This window comes from Pandoraea anapnoica (assembly GCF_902459765.1).
GTDB classification, from domain to species: Bacteria; Pseudomonadota; Gammaproteobacteria; order Burkholderiales; family Burkholderiaceae; genus Pandoraea; species Pandoraea anapnoica.
The window spans coordinates 1-19,189 of the sequence record NZ_CABPSP010000016.1 but is presented as its reverse complement, the minus strand read 5'-3'; the positions used below and the strand labels follow the sequence as shown (position 1 = coordinate 19,189).

At 63.5% G+C, this 19,189-nt stretch carries 16 protein-coding genes and 1 pseudogene; 11 read left to right on the top strand and 6 right to left on the bottom strand.

Annotated features, from left to right (window positions below):
• The first annotated feature begins 28 nt into the window (after positions 1-28).
• The 3 genes from leuC (at position 29) to PAN31117_RS22535 (ending at position 3,475) form a co-directional block, all read left to right on the top strand.
• Complete coding sequence (gene leuC / locus PAN31117_RS22545; RefSeq protein WP_150740179.1) at positions 29-1,441, top strand: 3-isopropylmalate dehydratase large subunit; 1,413 nt, start codon at positions 29-31, stop codon at positions 1,439-1,441.
• Complete coding sequence (leuD, locus tag PAN31117_RS22540; protein ID WP_150740178.1) at positions 1,434-2,072, top strand: 3-isopropylmalate dehydratase small subunit; 639 nt, start codon at positions 1,434-1,436, stop codon at positions 2,070-2,072. Before leuC ends, leuD begins: the two co-directional genes overlap by 8 nt.
• Before the next feature lie 80 nt (positions 2,073-2,152).
• Positions 2,153-3,475 (top strand): 2-hydroxycarboxylate transporter family protein, encoded by a 1,323-nt coding sequence (locus PAN31117_RS22535; protein WP_150740177.1) that lies wholly within the window; start codon positions 2,153-2,155, stop codon positions 3,473-3,475.
• A gap of 60 nt (positions 3,476-3,535) precedes the next feature.
• On the opposite strand, the gene PAN31117_RS22530 is transcribed toward PAN31117_RS22535, so the two are convergent.
• Positions 3,536-4,552: a transporter gene (locus PAN31117_RS22530; protein ID WP_150664335.1), complete on the bottom strand. Its 1,017-nt coding sequence runs from the start codon at positions 4,550-4,552 to the stop codon at positions 3,536-3,538.
• 318 nt (positions 4,553-4,870) lie between these two features.
• On the opposite strand from PAN31117_RS22530, the gene ppk2 reads away from it, so the two are divergent.
• Positions 4,871-5,791, top strand: a complete 921-nt coding sequence (gene ppk2, locus PAN31117_RS22525) for a polyphosphate kinase 2 (protein ID WP_150576280.1) — start codon at positions 4,871-4,873, stop codon at positions 5,789-5,791.
• Here the strand turns inward: ppk2 and PAN31117_RS22520 are convergent.
• The 3 genes and pseudogenes from PAN31117_RS22520 to PAN31117_RS22510 all read right to left on the bottom strand — a co-directional run bounded on the left by PAN31117_RS22520 (position 5,769) and on the right by PAN31117_RS22510 (position 8,199).
• A complete protein-coding gene (locus PAN31117_RS22520) occupies positions 5,769-7,106 on the bottom strand; it encodes an ATP-binding protein (protein ID WP_246189221.1) in 1,338 nt (445 codons plus the stop codon). The two genes, ppk2 and PAN31117_RS22520, sit on opposite strands and share 23 nt — an antisense overlap.
• A 125-nt stretch (positions 7,107-7,231) precedes the next feature.
• Positions 7,232-7,960 (bottom strand): annotated as a pseudogene (locus tag PAN31117_RS22515) (response regulator); the annotation flags it as partial.
• Positions 7,961-7,977: 17 nt separating this feature from the next.
• Positions 7,978-8,199, bottom strand: coding sequence for a hypothetical protein (locus PAN31117_RS22510; RefSeq protein ID WP_150740175.1), 222 nt, complete (start codon positions 8,197-8,199; stop codon positions 7,978-7,980).
• 955 nt (positions 8,200-9,154) lie between these two features.
• Here PAN31117_RS22510 and macA point away from each other — a divergent pair.
• The 3 genes from macA (at position 9,155) to PAN31117_RS22495 (ending at position 13,919) form a co-directional block, all read left to right on the top strand.
• Positions 9,155-10,321 (top strand): macrolide transporter subunit MacA, encoded by a 1,167-nt coding sequence (gene macA / locus PAN31117_RS22505; protein ID WP_150740174.1) that lies wholly within the window; start codon positions 9,155-9,157, stop codon positions 10,319-10,321.
• The gene (locus PAN31117_RS22500; RefSeq protein WP_246189220.1) at positions 10,318-12,348 is read left to right on the top strand and encodes a MacB family efflux pump subunit; all 2,031 of its coding nucleotides are present in this window, start codon (positions 10,318-10,320) and stop codon (positions 12,346-12,348) included. Before macA ends, PAN31117_RS22500 begins: the two co-directional genes overlap by 4 nt.
• A 173-nt stretch (positions 12,349-12,521) precedes the next feature.
• Positions 12,522-13,919, top strand: coding sequence for an efflux transporter outer membrane subunit (locus tag PAN31117_RS22495; protein ID WP_174991079.1), 1,398 nt, complete (start codon positions 12,522-12,524; stop codon positions 13,917-13,919).
• A gap of 22 nt (positions 13,920-13,941) precedes the next feature.
• Here PAN31117_RS22495 and PAN31117_RS22490 read toward each other — a convergent pair whose 3' ends face one another.
• Entirely contained in the window at positions 13,942-15,096 is a 1,155-nt protein-coding gene (locus tag PAN31117_RS22490; protein WP_246189219.1) for a Rossmann-fold NAD(P)-binding domain-containing protein, read from the bottom strand.
• Between the two features lie 15 nt (positions 15,097-15,111).
• Here PAN31117_RS22490 and PAN31117_RS22485 point away from each other — a divergent pair, with 15 nt between their 5' ends.
• The 4 genes from PAN31117_RS22485 (at position 15,112) to PAN31117_RS22470 (ending at position 18,755) form a co-directional block, all read left to right on the top strand.
• Entirely contained in the window at positions 15,112-16,146 is a 1,035-nt protein-coding gene (locus PAN31117_RS22485) for a CDP-6-deoxy-delta-3,4-glucoseen reductase (RefSeq protein WP_150740172.1), read from the top strand.
• Positions 16,147-16,447: 301 nt separating this feature from the next.
• Entirely contained in the window at positions 16,448-17,707 is a 1,260-nt protein-coding gene (locus PAN31117_RS22480) for an acetylornithine transaminase (protein WP_246189218.1), read from the top strand.
• 89 nt (positions 17,708-17,796) lie between these two features.
• Positions 17,797-18,294, top strand: coding sequence for a GNAT family N-acetyltransferase (locus tag PAN31117_RS22475; RefSeq protein ID WP_150740171.1), 498 nt, complete (start codon positions 17,797-17,799; stop codon positions 18,292-18,294).
• Complete coding sequence (locus PAN31117_RS22470; RefSeq protein ID WP_174991078.1) at positions 18,291-18,755, top strand: GNAT family acetyltransferase; 465 nt, start codon at positions 18,291-18,293, stop codon at positions 18,753-18,755. The genes PAN31117_RS22475 and PAN31117_RS22470 overlap by 4 nt, the downstream gene beginning before the upstream one ends.
• A gap of 131 nt (positions 18,756-18,886) precedes the next feature.
• Here the strand turns inward: PAN31117_RS22470 and PAN31117_RS22465 are convergent.
• Positions 18,887-19,189 (bottom strand): ATP-binding cassette domain-containing protein (locus tag PAN31117_RS22465; RefSeq protein ID WP_150662406.1); only part of this gene is annotated, 303 nt, incomplete at its 5' end.

The following is a 19,189-nucleotide window of genomic DNA, read 5'->3' as shown; positions in this document are numbered from 1 at the left end:
GACGACCGCCCCCTTCGTGGAGTACCTCATGGGACAAACGCTTTACCAAAAGATCGTGCGAAGCCACACGGCCTTCGACGTCGATGCGCAGCACGTCGCGCTCTATGCCGACCTGCACATCATGAACGAGTACACGAGCCCGCAAGCCTTCGCAGGACTGGCCGAGAAGGGCCTGCCGGTGCGCTGCCCGGAGAAGCAGATGGGGATCGTGGATCACGTCATTCCCACGCACCCGGTACCGGTAGACAAACGCACCATCGTGATCGACGCCGCAGCCCATCAGGCGGCGAACTTCACACGCAACTGCCAGAAACATGGCATTCACCTGTTCGACGTGACGGACCCGGAGCAAGGCATCGAACACGTCGTGGCCCCCGAACTGGGGCTGATCCGTCCCGGCATGGTGGTGCTTTGCGGCGACAGCCACACGACCACTTACGGCGCGCTCGGCGCGCTGGGTTTCGGCATTGGCACATCGGAAGTCGAGCACGTGCTGGCGACGCAAACGCTCATTTACCGCGTGGCACGCGACATGCGCATCCACGTCGACGGCGCGCTGGCGAGCGGTACCACCTCGAAAGACCTCGTGCTGTACATCATTGCCCGTATCGGTGCGCAAGGCGCGCGCGGCTTCGTCGTCGAATACACGGGCGCGGCCATCGAGGCGCTGTCCTCGGAAGCTCGCATGACGTTGTGCAACATGACCGTCGAAGCGGGCGCCCGCGGCGCGCTCATCGCACCGGACGCCACCACGCTGCAATACGTCGGCGATCACATTCGCGATCTGTCCGGCGACGCGCTGGAAGATGCCAAAACCCGCTGGCTCGCGCTGCGCTCCGACGAGGATGCGGCGTTCGACGTCACACACCGTTTCGATGCCACCGACGTCGCGCCCTTCGTGACGTGGGGCACGAGCCCGGATCAGGCCATTGCGATCAACGCGCGGATTCCCTCGCTGTCGGAAGACGAGGTCGAACGGCACAACGCGTCGAAGGCGCTGGGCTACATGGGGCTCGACGCCGGTCAATCGCTCGACGGCTTGCCCATCGATCATGTCTTCATCGGGTCCTGCACCAATGCGCGTATCGAAGACCTGCGCGCGATTGCCGAGATCGTGCGGGGTCGCAAGGTGGCCGACGGCGTGCGGGCGATGGTCGTGCCGGGCTCGGGCCGCGTACGTGATCAGGCCGAGCGTGAAGGCATTGCCGACGCGCTGAAAGACGCCGGTTTCGAATGGCGCCAGCCGGGCTGCTCGATGTGCCTCGCCATGAACGACGACATTCTCAAGCCCGGTCAGCGATGCGCGTCGACCACCAACCGCAATTTCGAGGGACGTCAGGGTCGCGGCGCACGCACGCATCTGATGAGCCCCGCCATGGCCGCCGCTGCCGCCATCGCTGGCCGCATCGTCGATATTCGCAAGGAGACCGCTCATGGCTGAGCACACGATCGTGGCCGGTACGGCCGCCCCGCTGCCGTTGAACAATCTGGATACGGACCAGATCATGCCCAAGCAATTTCTGCTCGGCATTGACAAGTCCGGCCTCGCGCGCGGTGTGCTGTACGACCTGCGCACGAATGCCGACGGCACGCCCAACGACACGTTCGTTCTGAACCGTCCCGCGTATCGCAACGCTCGCATCCTGGTGGCCGGGGCCAACTTCGGTTGCGGGTCGAGCCGTGAGCACGCAGTGTGGGGTTTGCAGCAATCGGGGATCGACGCGGTCATCGCACCGAGCTTCGGCGAGATCTTCTACTTCAACGCGCAGAACAACCGTCTGCTGCTGATCGTGCTGGCCCCGGAGGACATCGCAAAGCTGACCGGGACGGTGAGCGATCCCGCGCAGAACGCGCTGAGCATCGACGTCGAGCGCCAGTGTGTGGTGACGACAAGCGGCGACTCGTTCGCATTCGATCTGCCGCTGCGTCAGAAACGCATGTTCGTGGAAGGCCTCGACATGATCGGCTTGACGCTCAGGGACAGCGATGCCATCGCCGCATTCGAAGCCCGTCACCGCACCGATTTCCCCTGGATGCAAATCGATCTGCCCAGACAACAACGTACCGCCTGAGTGACAAGAGGCGCACGGCATTGAGTCAGTGCCGCAAGCGCCCTCACCCGGACAGGTATTCCATCCTTTCAGGAGACACCATGAAAAGCCAGGCCGCTCAGGCGAGCGCGACGTCGCTCGCCACCCCCTCTCCGATGTCGAAATTCACCATCGGTGGCGCACCGTTGCCGATGTTCGTCGCCATTGCCGTCATCACCGGTCTTGCGGCAGTCACCGGACGCCTGCCCGCCGACATGATCGGCGGCTTCGCGGTGCTGATGATCGCAGGCATGTTGCTCGGCGAGATCGGCGGCGCGATTCCGGTCTTCAAGCACATCGGCGGCCCCGCGATCCTCTGTCTGTTCGTACCGGCCGCATTGCTCGGCAATGGGCTGATGGACGACGCGATCCTCAAAGCCATTACCGTCACGATGAAGACGGCCAATCTGCAATATCTCTACATCGCGTGTCTGGTCGCGGGCAGCATGCTCGGCATGAATCGGAAGATCCTGATTCAGGGCTTTCTGAAGATGTTCGTGCCGCTGCTGATCGGCACGCTCGCCGCGATTGCCGCCGGATGTCTCACAGGATTGCTGTTCGGCTTCAGCCCGCGTCACACGTTCTTCTTCATCGTGATGCCGATTCTCGGCGGCGGTATCGGCGAGGGCATCCTTCCGTTGTCGATCGGCTATTCGGAGATTACGGGCGAAACGCAGGGGCATCTGATTGCGACGATGGTCCCCGCCGCGCTCATCGGCAACGTCGTGGCGATTCTTTCGGCGGGGCTGCTCAAGCGCTTCGGCGAAAAGCGTCCGCAGTACAACGGCAACGGCATGCTCGTGCGCAGTGGTGAAGATCGCGCGCTGCTCGAAGGGCAAAACGCAGAACAAGCGCTGGATCTGCGTCTGATGGGACACGGTTTGCTGCTGGCCTGCACGCTGTTCATTCTCGGCGCATTGCTTGCGCCCGTGACCGGCATTCCGGGGCCGGTGCTGATGATCGTCGCAGCAGCGGTGCTGAAGGTCTCGCGCCTGATACCGGAGAGCATGGAGACCGGCGCGTATCAGATGTACAAGTTCATGTCGACGAACCTGACGTTTGCGATTCTGGTCGGACTCGGGACGTTGTTCGTGTCGTGGGACAAACTCGTCGGCGCGTTCTCGACCGCCTATTTCGTGATCTGCGCATCGACGGTGATCGCGATGGTCGTCTCTGGGTTCTTCGTCGGCATGTGGCTGAAGATGTTCCCGGTCGAGTCTGCCATCGTCACCGCCTGTCATAGCGGTCTGGGCGGCACGGGCGACGTGGCGATTCTGTCGTCGTCCAATCGCATGGGACTGATGCCGTTCGCGCAGATTTCCACGCGTATCGGCGGTGCCGGAATGGTGGTGATCGCAACGCTGTTGATGAAGTTCTGGCATTGATGCGACAGTGCAATTAGTCCCCGGAGTCCCCCATCCCTTCGGGCAGCGGCGGTCTGGACCTCAGTCCGGCCGCCGCCGGAACGCCCACCAGCCAGCGGCCGCAGTGCCTGTCGCGACGATAAAAACGAGCACCCAGAAGCCATGCGGATGATCCGCGAGCGGAATGCCGCCGACGTTCATCCCGAAAAAACCCGCCACGATGTTGATGGGCAACGCGAGTACGGTCACGACCGTCAGCGTGTAAATGGTGCGGTCGGTGCGCTCGCTGACCATTGCCGCAATTTCTTCCTGAAGCAACTTGATGCGCTCCAGCAACGCCGACAAGTCGTTGAGGACGACGGCAAATTCCTCGGTTGCCTGACGGAATTCCTGAACGTCGTCGGCGTGGCCCCATATCGGCGGGCGACTCAACAGACGAAAGAGCGCCGCCGGCTCCGGTGCGAGCAGACGTTGCAGGCGCACGAGCACCCGGCGCAACGACCCGAGGTCGGCTCGGTTGCTCTCGATACGCTGCTGCAAGAGGCGGTCTTCGACGGTGTCCACGCGGCGGCTCGTCTCGCGCACGATGCGCTCAAGCACGTCCGCCTGATCGCGTAGCAGGTGCACTAGCAAAGCGAGCGGCGAGCGGAAAGCGTCGCCACGTTTGACGGACGCGCGCAGCTTGTCGATGGAGCGCAGCGGTTTTACGCGTCCGGTCACAAGCAGGCGGGCGTTGGCCGCCACACGCAGCGTCGAAATCTCGGACTGCGCGATGTCGAACGCGAAAATCACGTCGTTGATGACGGCTAGCAGCCAATCGTCAGAATGTTCGATGCGCGTGGAGCGCGATCCTTCGCTCAGGCTCTCGTAGAACTCTTCGGGCAGGTGCATCTGCTGCTTGAGCCACTTCTCGCACGCGGCGTGCGCGAAGTTGAAATGCAGCCAGAGGAAGCCGTCGGCCCGCTCGCCCTTCGCTAGCCACGCCAGCGCCTCGGTCGAATCGACCGGTTGCGGCGGCGCGCCATCGGTGAAACGATAGCCGTAGATCAGGCCAGCCTGATCGCAGCCATATGCGTTGTGAGCTAATTCGGCGAACATGCGCGCGGTATCTGTGGCGAGGCGTGGGGGACGGACGTGAACCGCACCGCAGCACGGTGGGGCTTGCCATCATGACAATGTCATATTTCATTTTTGTGACAATTTCGGCGTACTCGCGAAACCTACTGAATACGGTGGCAGCACCGTCGGGCGGGGCGCACGCGGGAACTACGTCACATAGCATTCGTCAACGCCATGCTGGTGTCATAAAATCGTCGCATACTGAAACGCATCATCGGGCGCGTATTTTGTCCGTTCGCCATCCCCCGGACAATACGGGGTGCCTTTTGTGTTTATTGGCCGTAAGAGATCGTCGCCATGACTAAATTCGATTCCGACGCCGACCACGACGCAATGCTTGCGCGTCGTCTCCAAGATGACCTGATCGACAGTTACGACGAAGAGATCGAGATGGAAATCGACGATCTGCGTCTGCCCGGCCTGAACGATCTGAGCGCGGAGGCGCGCGACGACCGTCTGCACTATTTTCGCGAGCTGTTCCGCCTTCAGGGCGAGCTGGTGAAGTTGCAGGATTGGGTGATCCGCAGCCGTCACCGTCTCGTGGTGATCTTCGAAGGCCGCGACGCCGCAGGCAAGGGCGGCGCGATCAAGCGCATCACGCAGCGTCTGAACCCTCGCGTGTGCCGTGTAGCTGCACTGCCCGCGCCCAACGATCGCGAACGCACGCAGTGGTATTTCCAGCGTTATGTCCAGCATCTGCCGGCCGCCGGCGAGATCGTGCTGTTCGACCGTAGCTGGTACAACCGCGCCGGTGTCGAGCATGTGATGGGCTTTTGCACGGAGAACGAGTACGAGGAGTTCTTCCGTTCGGTGCCGGAGTTCGAGAAAATGCTGGTGCGCAGCGGCATCCAGATCGTCAAATACTGGTTCTCGATTTCGGACGAGGAGCAGGAAGCGCGCTTTATGGCCCGCATTCAGGATCCGCTCAAGCAGTGGAAGTTGAGCCCGATGGATCTGGAGAGCCGCACGCGCTGGGAAAAGTACACGGTCGCGAAAGAAGTGATGCTCGAGCGCACGCACATTCCGGAAGCGCCGTGGTGGGTGGTGCAGGCCGACGACAAGAAGCGCGCGCGTCTGAACTGCATTCATCACCTGCTCAACCAGGTGCCGTATCACGACGTGGAGCGCTCGCAGGTGGTGCTACCCGAGCGCGCCCGTAGCGAAAGCTACATGCGTCACCCTGTGCCGTCGGAAATCATCGTGCCGGAGATTTACTGAACATCGGCAGTTTGAGCGTCACACGCAATCCTCCGCTGGGCGATCGGTCGAGACGCACCGCGCCGCCCAGCCCTTCCACGAGCCGCACGACGAGCGACAGCCCGAGACCGCAGTGGCCTTCGCCACCGCGCGAGGCATCGAGCCGCACGAACGGGCGCATGGCGAGCGCCACCTGATCGTCCGGAATGCCCTTGCCGCAATCGCTGATTTCGATGTGTCCCGTCGCCTCGTCGCGCCACGTCGCCAAACGCACGGGGGGCTCACCGTGCTCCAGCGCGTTGTCGACGAGGTTCGACATCACCCGGTCGAGCAGCGTGCGCGGCAGCATGAATTCAGGCCCTGCGCGCAAGTTGCTGACGAATAGCGAGGCATCATCGGTCGCTTCGGTGGTGCGCTCGATGGGGCTGGTGACAGAGGCGGAATCGGAGGTTTCTTCGTCTGCCGGAAACTGCTCGCGCAGGAACGCATCGACGCCGATCATCGGGCTGGTGTCCGCTTCGTCTCTCGCATAGGCGAGGAATTGCTGAACGATGTGGTCGATGGACGCGATGTCGCGCACGAAGCCATCGCGTGAATGCTCACTGTCGATGAGATCGGCGCGCAGGCGCAAACGCGTGAGCGGCGATTTGAGATCGTGAGCGATGCCCGCGAGCATGATGGCCTGATTGTCTTCGGCTTCAGCCAGCCGCTTGGCCATCTCGTTGAACGCGTGGGTCAGGTCACGCAGCTCGTGCGGTCCTTGCTCGGGCAACAATGCGGGACGCCGCCCGCGAGCGATCACCCGGGCCGCATGCGCAAGCCGGGCAATGGGGCGCTGCATCTGCCACGCGACCAGCAGCGCGAGCAGCACGGCACCGATAAGAATACCAACGGTCTCGCGCACGAACGGGGGCATCGGCGGAAGATCGAGTCCGATGACGATCCACTCATCACGCTGCGGCAGCAGCACCCAGATGTTGCTGCGTTTGCGTTCGTTGACGATATGGAGTTGGGTGCCTGGCGGCAGACGCGAGAGCAGTTCGTGACGAAGACGCGTACCGCGCTCGTCGTCGACTTCGTTGGTGAACGTCGGCGTTTGCGCCACAGGGACGCGACGTACGGCATGCGGCGGCGCGAGGCTGCCAGGATCGACAGCCCGCTGATCGACGCTTTGAATGGCCACCAACAAGCCTCGGGCGAAGCCGTCGACTTGCTGACGCGGGCGCTGGTAGAACACCAGCGCGCTCCACACGAGATGCATCACCAGCAAGACGGCAATGCCCAGCCAAGCCATGCGCGCGAACAGGGAGTCGCGCAGCAACCAACGCAAATTCACGCAGCGGACTCCCGCCAGCCGCGCACCGTGCGCTTGCCTGCCGAAGCCGTGGTAGCCAGCGACATACCGTCGTCGCCGACACTGCCGATATCACCGGCGTCGCCCATTCCGTCAGCGCGCTCGCGGGCCTCGGACGTCGCGCCCTCGGTCAGCTCGCCGCCCGGCACGAACACGTAGCCTTTGCCACGGATGGTCTGGATGTAGCGCGGCTCCGACGGGTCGGTTTCGATGAGGCGACGCAGGCGCCACACAGGCACATCGAGGCTACGGTCGCGAAAAGCAATACCGTCGCCATACAGCATGGCGTGCAGTTTGACGCGAGGCAGCACCTGCATGGGATGCTGGGTGAACGCCTTGAGCATCGCGAATTCGGTATCACGCAGCGGCAGGCGCTCGCCCTCTCGCTGGAGGGTACGCAGCGTGTAATCCAGCTCGAACGGGCCGAATCGGTACGGTGCACGGGCGTCCGGCGCGCTGGCCACGACCGGGCCGCGGCGGCGCAGCACCGCGTGGATCCGCGCCAGCAACTCGCGCGGGTCGAACGGCTTGGCAAGGTAATCGTCGGCACCCAGTTCAAGGCCCAGCGCGCGATCGAGCGGGCCGCCACGCGCCGACAACATGATGACGGGGATATCCTCGCCCGCCGCACGCAAGTCCTGCAATGCACGCAGGCCGTCGCGCTCCGGCATCATGATGTCGAGCAAAATGACGGACGGTCGTTCGAGCTCTAACCGGCGCAGCAACGACGCGCCGTTGTGAAGCACCGAGACCTGCATGCCATTGGCGTGCAGCAATTCGCGCAATAGGTCGCGAACGACGGGATCGTCATCGACCAGAAGAACATGCAGACTCATGAATATTTCTCGGTAAATTAGGTTGCGCGCGATGCCGTCGCGTTTTGCGACAGTTTCACTGCATCGTCTTGCGTGACGGACACGGGCTCCGGCGTACTGGAGAGCGCCCGCAGCGCGTTGGCATATCGATCTGCTCCCGACGCCGCACGGTGTGTGCCGACCGTCGAAGCCGCCCCTTGTCCCGGCAAGCGCCAGGCACGATGCACCGCCGCGTCCGGCGAACCAATGGTAATGGCCATGCTTTGTACCTCTGCGTGACGAGATACACCGCAGTTTGCGCGCCCGTCCAGCGAAGCGTTGACCGAAGCATCCAACAGAATGGCGTCCAATCCTTATTTCAGAAAGGATTGGTAAGGTTGACTGAGGCCATCTCAGGACCTTATGACGGCACCGAAGGCTCGAGAATCGATATTTCGTCGACGTTAAGCGATTTAAGACGAAATTATAGCCAATTTAGTGACCCCACATCGCTTCGGCCACCTCGCATGACTCCCCGCGGATCGACGCCGCCCCCCCGACGACGACTCACAATCTTCACACTGTGCAGACATTCCGTCACCACGTCCTCAGCTCCCCCGATACCCCTCTCGCCCTTACGGAATAAGGCGCTCAAGCCCTTTCCCACACCAAAACCACAACCCGCTCCTCCCCCTTTCCTTCTCTCCACATTCCCCCCTAACACCCTCCCCCTAACGGACCGGGGCCCCTTTCCGCCGCTCAGACATAAACCCAACTCGCTGCAGAAAGGGGCCCCGGTCCGTCTCCCTCGATGCACTCAGTGCCTCAACCGATACCGCCCGCTTCTCGCTTCCTTGACCGAAGCACTTGGTCCCGTCGACACCGCTCTTCTCCAGCACCATCGCGACGCCACATCCGCCCCGCACGTGCTCCGCAACTGCTGCGGGACGGACGTGACGCCGCTCACACCTTTCCTGTACCTCTGCACGCACTACCCACCCCATTTGCTCTCAGTCCCTCTGCGCGCTTCAATCACTTCATTTCCCCCTCTTTTCTCCCCCCCTCTTTTGTTTCTTTCTTTTTGTCTCCTTCGATCGCTTTTCTTTGTTTTTTCTTTCCCGTTATCTCTGTTCACAAAGTCTCAACAACTGAAAACAGTTTGTCCCCACTCCTTTGTTTAGCATCCCCCTCACGTTCGCTTCACCCCGCGACGGCTTTCGCCATTTCTTTCCATCGATGACGCGCCTCTTTTCTCGCTTCTCCTCTTTTCGCTTTACCCGACGTCGCAAGATCGGCGCAGTCGTCGTCGTCCTGTTCGCAACCCTCGTTGCTTGGCAATGGCCCCAACCCACGCCGCCCGCCTATCTCTCCGCTAAGGTCGCCCGCGCCGATCTCGAAGACGCCGTCCTCGCCACGGGCGTCCTGCAACCCATTAAGCAAGTCGAGGTCGGTTCGCAAGCCAACGGGCAACTTCGCTCTCTCAAGGTGGTGCTCGGCGATGCCGTCTCGAAAGGGCAACTGCTCGCTGAAATCGATCCGACATCCAGCGATAACGATCTGCGCGAAGCCAACGCCGGACTCACCACACTCGCCGCCGACCGACGCGCCAAAGCCATTCGCCACGCACAAGCCGCTCGCGAACTCGCCCGTCAACGACAACTCGCCCACGACGACGCTACCTCGCCCCGCGACCTGGAGAAGGCACGCACGGAAGCCGATGCCCTCACCGCCGAACTCGCCTCACTCGACTCTCAGATAAGCCAACAAAAGGTCAAAGTCGATAAGGCACGCACGAATCTGTCCTATACGCGTATTACCGCGCCCATTAACGGCACGGTCACCGCCATCACCACCCAGGAAGGACAAACGGTCACCGCGATCTATCAAATCCCGACGATCCTGAAAGTCGCCGACCTCTCGATGATGACGATTCGCGCTCAGGTCTCCGAAGCCGATGTCGTACGCATCCGCGCAGGTCTTCCCGTCTACTTCACGATCCTCGGTGCTCCCGAAAAGCGCTACGAAGGCAAGCTTCGCGTCATCCAACCCTCACCCGAGAAGATCAATAACGCGATCTTCTTTAACGCGCTCTTCGATGTGCCCAATCCAGCCGGTGTCCTCCGCCCGGATATGACCGCGCAAGTGTCTATCGTGAGTGCTCGTATCTCGAATGCGTTGACGTTTCCTTCCGTCGCCCTCGGTGAGAAGCGCGCCGACGGCCGATATCGCGTTCGCGTGCTCGATGACAAGGGTGTCGCCCACCCACGCTGGGTGAAGGTCGGCCTCGACAACCGCCTCACCGCGCAAGCCCTCGACGGACTCGCCGAAGGCGACCGCGTCGTGACCGCAGATCCGACCGACGCGCCGCCGTCCGGTAGCAACGACGCAGGAACGCTCCTGTGACGATCGCCTCCGCCCCGCTCCTGCGGCTCTCCGGCATCTCTCGCGCTTTCGGCGAGGGTGACGGTGCCGTCACGGTCCTGCGTGACGTCGAACTCGTCATCGAGCGCGGTGAAATGGTCGCGATCATGGGGCCGTCCGGCTCGGGTAAGTCGACGCTCATGAACGTGCTCGGCTGCCTCGACCGTGCCACCCAGGGACGCTACGAAATCGACGGGCACGATGTCGCCTCACTCTCGGACGACGCGCTCGCAAAACTGCGCCGCGAATACTTCGGCTTCATCTTCCAGCGCTACCACCTGATGGGCCATCTCTCGGCGCAGGGCAACGTGGAAGTGCCAGCCGTCTACGCCGGTATCCCGCGCTCGCAAAGGTCTTCGCGCTCCGCCGCGCTGCTCGAACGTCTCGGGCTCGGCAAGCATCTCTCGCACCGGCCCTCGCAGATGTCCGGCGGGCAGCAACAGCGCGTCAGTATTGCCCGCGCCCTCATGAACGGCGGCGACATCATCCTCGCCGACGAACCCACCGGCGCACTCGACAGCCACAGCGGACTGGAAGTGATGCACATCCTGCGCGAACTCCACGCGCGCGGGCACACGATCATCCTCGTCACCCACGATCCGAACGTCGCCGCATGGGCGCAACGCGTGATTGAAATCGCCGACGGACGCATCAAGTGCGATCGCATGAACGACACACTCCACGCGGCCGAGGCATCGGTGACGCGCGAGACGCCCAATGTGTCGTCCGGTCCCGAAAGCTCAGTGGACTCACGCGTAGCCGATGCGCCGGAAATGTCGCGCGGTAATTCGTTGACTCGCTGGATGAGTGGCTGGCCGACGTTTGCGGAAAGCCTGTCGATGGCATGGCACGCACTCGCCTCGCACCGTCTGCGCACCGGTCTCACGATGCTCGGCATCGTCATCGGCATCACTTCGGTCGTCTCGCTGTCAGCCATCGGCGAAGGGACGAAACGGCGCGTACTCGACGATATCGGCAACATCGCCCCGAACACGATCACGGTGCTGCGCGGCAAGGACTTCAACGACGACAAAGCCGCAGAGATTCGTACGCTCCTGCCCCGCGACGCCGATCTGCTCGCCGCCCAGCCCTACACGGACAGCGTGACGGCACAAGTCGGCCCGCGCACGGCCCGCATGCGCTTCGGTCGCATCGATACGGACGCGCAAGTTCACGGTGAAAGCGCCGACTTCATGCGCGCCAACGGTCTGAAACTCGCCCGCGGACGCAGCTTCGACGCCAGCGAAGTAGAGCGTCAGGCACAAGTTGCCCTGCTCGGTGAAAACACGCTTCGCAAGCTGTTGCCTAACGGCGGCGATCCTATCGGCCAAATCGTGCTCGCGGGCTCGCTGCCGCTACGCGTGATCGGTGTTGTGCGCGATCGCGCGTCGATGTTTGTCAGCCGCTCGCTCAATGTGTACGTCCCGTGGACGACGGTCGCGAGCCGACTCGCGGGTCAGCAACATCTGGAATCGATCACGGTCCGCATTCTCGACGGGCACCCGCCCGCCGCCGCCGAAGCCGGAATCATTCGCCTGCTCACGCGCGCCCACGGCAAGAAGGATTTCTTCACGTTCAACATGGACACGATCGTGAAGTCCATCTCACGCACGAGTCAGATGCTCACGCTGCTGCTCTCGTTCGTCGCCCTCATCTCACTCGTGGTCGGTGGCATCGGCGTGATGAACATCATGCTGGTCTCAGTGACGGAACGCACTCGTGAGATCGGCATCCGTCGCGCGATCGGCGCGCGCCGTCAGGACATCCTCCGACAGTTTCTCATCGAAGCCGTACTGGTCTGTCTGATGGGGGGTGCGGTCGGCGTGGTGCTGTCTTACGCCATCGGCTGGCTGGTCGCGACGTTCGTGCCGCAGGTCTCGGTGGTCTTTTCGACGAATACGTTTGCGGCAGCCGTGGCTTGCGCCTGCGCCATCGGCATGCTCAGTGGCTGGCTCCCGGCACGCAGTGCCGCACGTCTCGATCCGGTGGATGCACTGGCCCGTGAATGATTGCCCCCGCCGTCCCGCTGCGCCCCCCTTTAGGCTCGGGATGGCTTTTATACCCCGCGCGCGATTCGGTGTCGCGCGCGGGGGTCTTTTTGACAGATTCGATGAATTGCCCTTCAGGATTTTTCCGGCAGCATCCGGGCGTCGCTCCGTCGCTCGTTGCGGTCGCCGTTTGCATGATGCTCAGCGCTTGCAGCCTGACCCGCACAGACTATGAACGCCCGGCGTTGCCCGTCCCGTCGCAATTCCAGACGCCCATCGACGGCACCCGGTCAGGTACAGCGCAAGGGGAAAGCACACGCACGACAGACGACGCGGATATTGCCCCGTGGTGGCGCGCGTTTCGCGAACCTCAGCTCGACTCGCTCATTTCTCAGGCGCTCGCGGCCAACCCCGCACTCGCTCTCAAAGCCCTGCAAGCGGATCGCGACGCGCTCCAGGCCGGACTGACGGACGCCAATCGCTGGCCGCAATTCTCCGCCAATATCACCGGCTCGAAGTCGCGCGCGCTCGACGGCGGACAGGCAGCACAACGTCTGAACGGACAGACTCAGACGACATCCGGCGCAAGCGTCGGCATCAGCTACGAAGTGGATCTCTGGAACAAACTCGCCGCGCAACGCGACGCCGCCAACTGGCAAGCCGCCGCCAGCGCATGGGACCGCCGCGCCGCCGCCCTCTCGCTCTCTAGCCAGGTCGCCTCGCTCTACTGGCGCGTCGCCTATCTGAACGAGAATGTGCGCAGCGCGACGGAAGACCTCGCCGCAGCTGAGCGCGCCGTTGCGCTGGTCGCCGCACGTCGTCGCGCCGGGTCGGTGTCGGCTCTCGATCCCGTGCAGGCACAGCAGGATCGCGACGCCGTCGCAGGCGCACTTGCAGAATGGGAACGATTGCGCGACACCGCCCGGCACTCGCTGGCGAATGCCCTCGGACGTCCGGCGCAGACACGCTTCACTGAGCGCGGTTCGCTCGTCGTCGCGCAGTTGCCCGAGGTCGCGCCCGGTCTGCCTGCGTCGCTCCTCGCACAGCGCCCGGACCTCGCCGCCGCCGAGACGCGCGTTCGCGCACGTCTGGCAGATGTCGACGCCGCACGTCTGTCGTTCTATCCGTCGCTCACGCTCACCGGCACCGCGCAAACCACCAGCGAGTCGCTTTCGCGTCTGCTCGCTAATCCGGTCGGCACCCTTGCCGCTTCGATTGCGATGCCGTTCCTTCAGGTGCAAACGGCACGCTTCACGACGGCGCTCGCCCGCAACGACTACGAGCAATCGGTTGCGACGTTTCGCAACACGTTACTCACCGCGCTGACGGAAGTCGAAGACGCCCTGTCGGCACGCGCGCGAACGACGTCGCAGTACACGTCGCTCGCCAGCGCCGCCGCCCTGGCGCAACGAGCGGCCGAACTCTCGGAGGCTCGCTATCGCGCAGGCGACATCGACCTGCAATCGTGGCTCGACGCCCAACGCCTCGCGCGGCAAGCCCGCCGCAACGCCGCGCAGTCCCGCCTCGCGCAGATCGACGCAACGCTCTCGCTCGTCAAAGCACTTGGTGGGACGTTGGGGAACGATAGCTGAGGCGTCCGTGTGACGTTCGTCGTCAGGCGGTCGCGCCGGTCGGGGGAATGTCGACAGGCGACGCGGATGGCAACGATAGCGTCAGCTCTGGCGACGCAAGCGGCGGCAGTGTCGACAGCAGCGCCGCTACGTCGGGATACTTCAACGCGTACCCGAGTTCGCGCTTGAGCCGGGTGTTTGCGAGGCGTCGCGACTCGGACATGAAGGAAAGCAACGTCGGCTCCAGTACTCGGCGCGCCTCGTCACGAGACACACGCGGTGGCCGGGGCAAGCCCAGCGCATCCGCGACGTGATCGAAGTACTCACCCATACGCCATTCGGTGTCGTCGCTCGCATGCACCACACGCTGCGCCTTGCCCCGCCACATCGCGCGAACCAGAATCGCCGCGAGATCGTCGGCGTGGATATGGTTGGTGAAGACGTCGTCCGACGCGACCAACGCAGGCGTGCCTTTCTGCAAACGCACCAGCGGCAGACGCTCGGCCGCATAGATCCCCGGAATCCGTATCACAGACGCCCGCCAGGACACCCGTGCATGGACCGTCCGACGCCACGACGCCTTCGTACCGGACACCGACGCCGCACGCGCGCGCGCAGCCCCCGTCGTCAATACACGTCGCGGATGACGGCCGTGGAAGGAAGGACGGCCCAGCGTGCGAACGGTCCGCTCAGCATCGACACGACGCTGCCCACGAGGCGAACGCGGGGCCGGCGTGCGGGTCTCGTCCACCCGCGCGCCGCCACAATCGCCGTAGACGCCACTGGTGCTCGCGTAGACGAGAATCCGGCGCGGCGCGGGGGCCAGACGAGCCAGGGCTGACAGGGTATGAAGCCCACCCTCGGGTACAATATTGCGTTTCGACGGCCGGTTCAGCGCAGCGCGCAAACGGCGTGTACGCAGGTCCTGCGTGCCGCTGCCTGCGACCCCGGCAGGCGGTGCCAGATGCAACACCCGTGAGGCCAGACGGCCCACGCGTTGCAAGCTCGCAGCGTCATCCAGATTGGCAACGACGGGCACCGCGCCCGCCGCACGCAACGCTGCATGGCGCGCGTCGCTGGACGTCACGGCAAAGACACGAAAACGTTCGACGAGAGCCGGCAGTGCGCGCATGCCGACGTCGCCGCAGCCCACGACCAGCAGGCGCGGGCGACCGAGAGGTTTGGACGGTTTTTTCATTTTTCGGATTGTAGTATGGCTTACAACGTTACCCTCGTGCCGAGCGGGCGCGAGTTCCAGATCGAAGATGGCGAGGCCGTCCTCTCCGCCGCACTGCGCCAGGGCATCGGCCTGCCCTACGGTTGCAAAAACGGCGGTTGCGGCTCGTGCAAGGCCAAACTGGTGGAAGGCACCGTCGAACACGGCGCACACGCCAGCTCCGCTCTCTCAAAGGACGAGGAAACCCGTGGCTTCGCCTTGCTCTGCTGCGCCCACACGAAAGGCGATCTCGTCATCGAGTCGCGTGAGGTCAAGGGCATCGGCGACATCCCGGTCAAGCGCCTGCCCTGCCGTGTAAACGCGCTGGAGCGCCGCGCCGACGACGTTATCGTCATGCGCCTCCAACTGCCCGCCAACGAGCGCTTCCAGTACCTCGCCGGTCAATACATCGAATTCATCCTGAAAGACGGCAAACGCCGCAGCTATTCGATGGCCACCGCGCCCCACGAGGAAGGCTTCCTCGAACTCCATCTGCGCCACATGCCCGGCGGTGTCTTCACCGATCATGTGTTCAACAACATGAAGGAGCGCGAAATCCTGCGCTTCGAAGGCCCGCTCGGCACGTTCTTCCTGCGGGAAGACTCCGAGAAGCCGATCGTACTGCTCGCCTCGGGCACCGGTTTCGCGCCGATCAAGGCCATTGTCGAACACGCCGCGCACAAGGGCCTTGACCGCCCGATGACGCTCTATTGGGGCGCTCGTCAGCTGAAAGACATCTACCTGCGCGAACTGGCCGAGCAATGGGCCCGTGAGATCCCCGGCTTCAAGTTCGTGCCGGTCCTCTCCGAAGCCGCCCCCGAAGACGCCTGGCAAGGTCGTACGGGCTTCGTACACCGCGCCGTCGCCGAAGACCTGCCCGATATGTCGGGCTACGAGGTTTACGCCTGCGGTGCGCCCGTGATGGTGGAATCGGCCCGTCGCGACTTCATCGCTCATCACCAGTTGCCGGAGGACGCTTTCTTCGCAGATGCCTTCACCACCGAAGCGGATAACCCCGGCGGCGGACAATGACCTTATGACCATCGGGCAGTGACGACCGGCGGCCATCGAAGGGATGCGCAAAAGATGCATGCAAACCACACCGCATGCATTCCCTTTGACAAGCGCCGCGTCACCGCCTTATGCTTGCCGACATGAACCTGATTACCATCGCCTCGATCCGACGTCGCCATACGCTGCCCCAACCGGGATGCCGCGCGGCACGCTATCGACTGCGATAACACGCAAGTTCTCAAGCACAGCGAAGCCACGGGCACCCCCCGTGGCTTTTTTTATTCCCCCAGTCTCTTCTCACCTACCTTCGGAGACCGTCATGTCGCTTGCTCAACCGTCCGCCGCCGTATCGTCAACCTCGCCCAAGGCGGCACGCCACGCCAGGTTCGCCGATCTGCCCACGCAGGCACTGCTGCCCATCACTACGCGTCCCGAACTCGTGTTCACGCACGGCAAGGGCGGCTGGCTGTACGACCACGAAGGCAAGCGATATCTCGACTTCATTCAGGGCTGGGCCGTGAACAGCCTCGGCCATTGCCACCCGGTCATGCGCGACGCCCTCGCCACCCAAGGCTCGCTGCTGCTCAACCCGAGCCCCGCCTACTACAACCTGCCGATGATCGAGCTGGCCGACCTGCTCGCCAATCTCTCCGGCCTCGGCAAGGTCTTCTTCGCCAACAGCGGCGCGGAAGCCAACGAAAGCGCCATCAAACTCGCCCGCAAGTGGGGACAACTGCACCCGAACAACGCGGGTAAGGCACGCTTCGAAATCATCACGTTCAAGAACGCCTTCCACGGCCGTACGCTCGCGACGATGTCCGCAAGCGGCAAGCCCGGCTGGGATACGATCTTCGCGCCGCAGGTGCCGGGCTTTCCGAAGGCCGAGCTGAACGACATCGCATCGGTCGAAGCCCTCATCGGGCCGGAGACGGTGGCCGTGATGCTCGAACCGATTCAGGGCGAAGCCGGTGTCGTGCCCGCAACGCCTGAGTTCATGAAGGCGCTGCGCGAGCTGACGACGGCACGCGGGCTCCTGCTGATCGTGGACGAAGTCCAGACCGGTTGCGGACGCACCGGCACCCTCTTCCAGTACCAGCAGTCGGGCATCGTGCCCGACATCATGACGCTCGGCAAAGGCATCGGCGGCGGTGTGCCACTGGCCGCCATGCTGTGCCGCGACGAGTTCGCCGTCTTCCAACCGGGCGACCAGGGGGGCACGTACAACGGCAACCCGCTGATGTGCGCCGTCGGCCTCGCCGTGATGCGCACGGTCAGCTCGCCGGGCTTCCTCGAATTCGTGCGCGCTCAAGCGGATTATCTGAGCGCCGGATTGCAGCATCTGTCGTCGCGCTACGGCGGTCAGGGGGAACGCGGCGCGGGCCTGCTGCGTGCGTTGCTGCTCGGTCGCGACATCGGTCCGCAACTGGTCGAAGCCGCACGCGACATGACACCCGACGGGCTACTGCTCAACTCGGCGCGTCCGAACTTGCTGCGCTTCATGCCCGCACTGAATGTGAGCCGCGAGGAGATCGACCAGATGCTCTCGATGCTCGACACGCTGCTCGCGAAGCACGCCTGAACTCAACCATCGCATCACGACACTTGCCCGGACTTCGTTTGACCTTTGCCCGGGCGAGTACGAACGACATTCTCATGGAGACTCCATCGATGAACGACATGAGCCAGGGCCACCCGACACCGCCCGCCGACGCCATCGTCGAAATTTCGGCCGATCCCGCACGGCTCGACATCGGCTTCATCCACAACGCCTTGTCGACGCAAACGGCATGGGCGCAAGGCATTCCGCGCAATACGCTCATGCGCGCAATCACGCATTCGCTTTGTTTCGGCGCGTATGCAACGCAGGTCGAGGGCGGCCCGGCGCGTCAGGTCGGCTTCGCCCGCGTGATCACCGATCACGCCACGTTCGCCTATCTGGCCGACGTGTTCGTCGATCCGTCCATGCGAGGACTGGGGATCGGTAAGCGCTTGTGCGAGGATGTGCTCGCGCACCCGGCACTGCAAGGGCTGCGCCGCTTTCTACTCGCCACGACCGATGCCGCCAGTCTCTACTCGCGTTATGGCTTCGAACCGCTCGGCGCGGTGAACAAGATGATGCAGATTCACCGGCCCGACATCTACACCGGCCAACAGGAAGCGCCATGAATCGCATGCCCGCCGACATCCATATCCGCACGTTCGGCGACGCGGATACCGACGCCGTCATCGCGCTCTGGCGCGAAGCCTTTCCGGAGTACAACCGCGCCGACAAGCCGCATCGCGAACCACGTCGCTCGATTGCCAACAAGGTGGCCATGCAGGACGACCTGTTCTTCGTCGCCGTGCGCGAACGCAAGATCGTCGGCACTGTCATGGCCGGTTACGACGGACATCGCGGCTGGGTCTATTCGCTGGCCGTCTCGCATGCGTTGCGACGTCGCGGTGTGGCAAGCGCGTTGCTGCATCACGCCGAGATCGCGCTGGCCGCACGCGGCTGTCTCAAGCTCAATCTGCAAGTGCTCACGCAGTCGCGCGAAGCCCTCGCGTTCTACAACGCACACGGCTACGCCGCCGACGATGTCGTAAGCCTCGGCAAGCGGCTGCCACTAGCGGCGACGGCGCAGTAAGCGCTGCGTCTCGCAGTCATCGAATGTCGTGAAAAGACAAAGGGCGCCTGAAGTTGCCTTCGGCGCCCTTTGCTTATTCACCGACCGACTTGGCGACGGATCGCCGTCAGCCGGTCACGCGAGTTCGACACTCACTCCCCCAGATACGCTGCGCGCACCTTCGGATCGTCGAGCATGTCCTTCGCGTCGCCGGTCATGGTGACCAGCCCGCTGTCCATCACGTAGCCACGGTGTGCCGCTTGCAGCGCCAGACGCGCGTTCTGCTCCACGAGCAGCACCGTCACACCCTCGCCTGACACCGTACGCACCACCTCAAAGATCTTCTCCACCATGATCGGCGAGAGACCCATCGACGGTTCGTCGAGCAGCAACAGCTTGGGCTGACTCATCAACGCACGCGCCATGGCGAGCATCTGCTGCTCGCCGCCGGACAA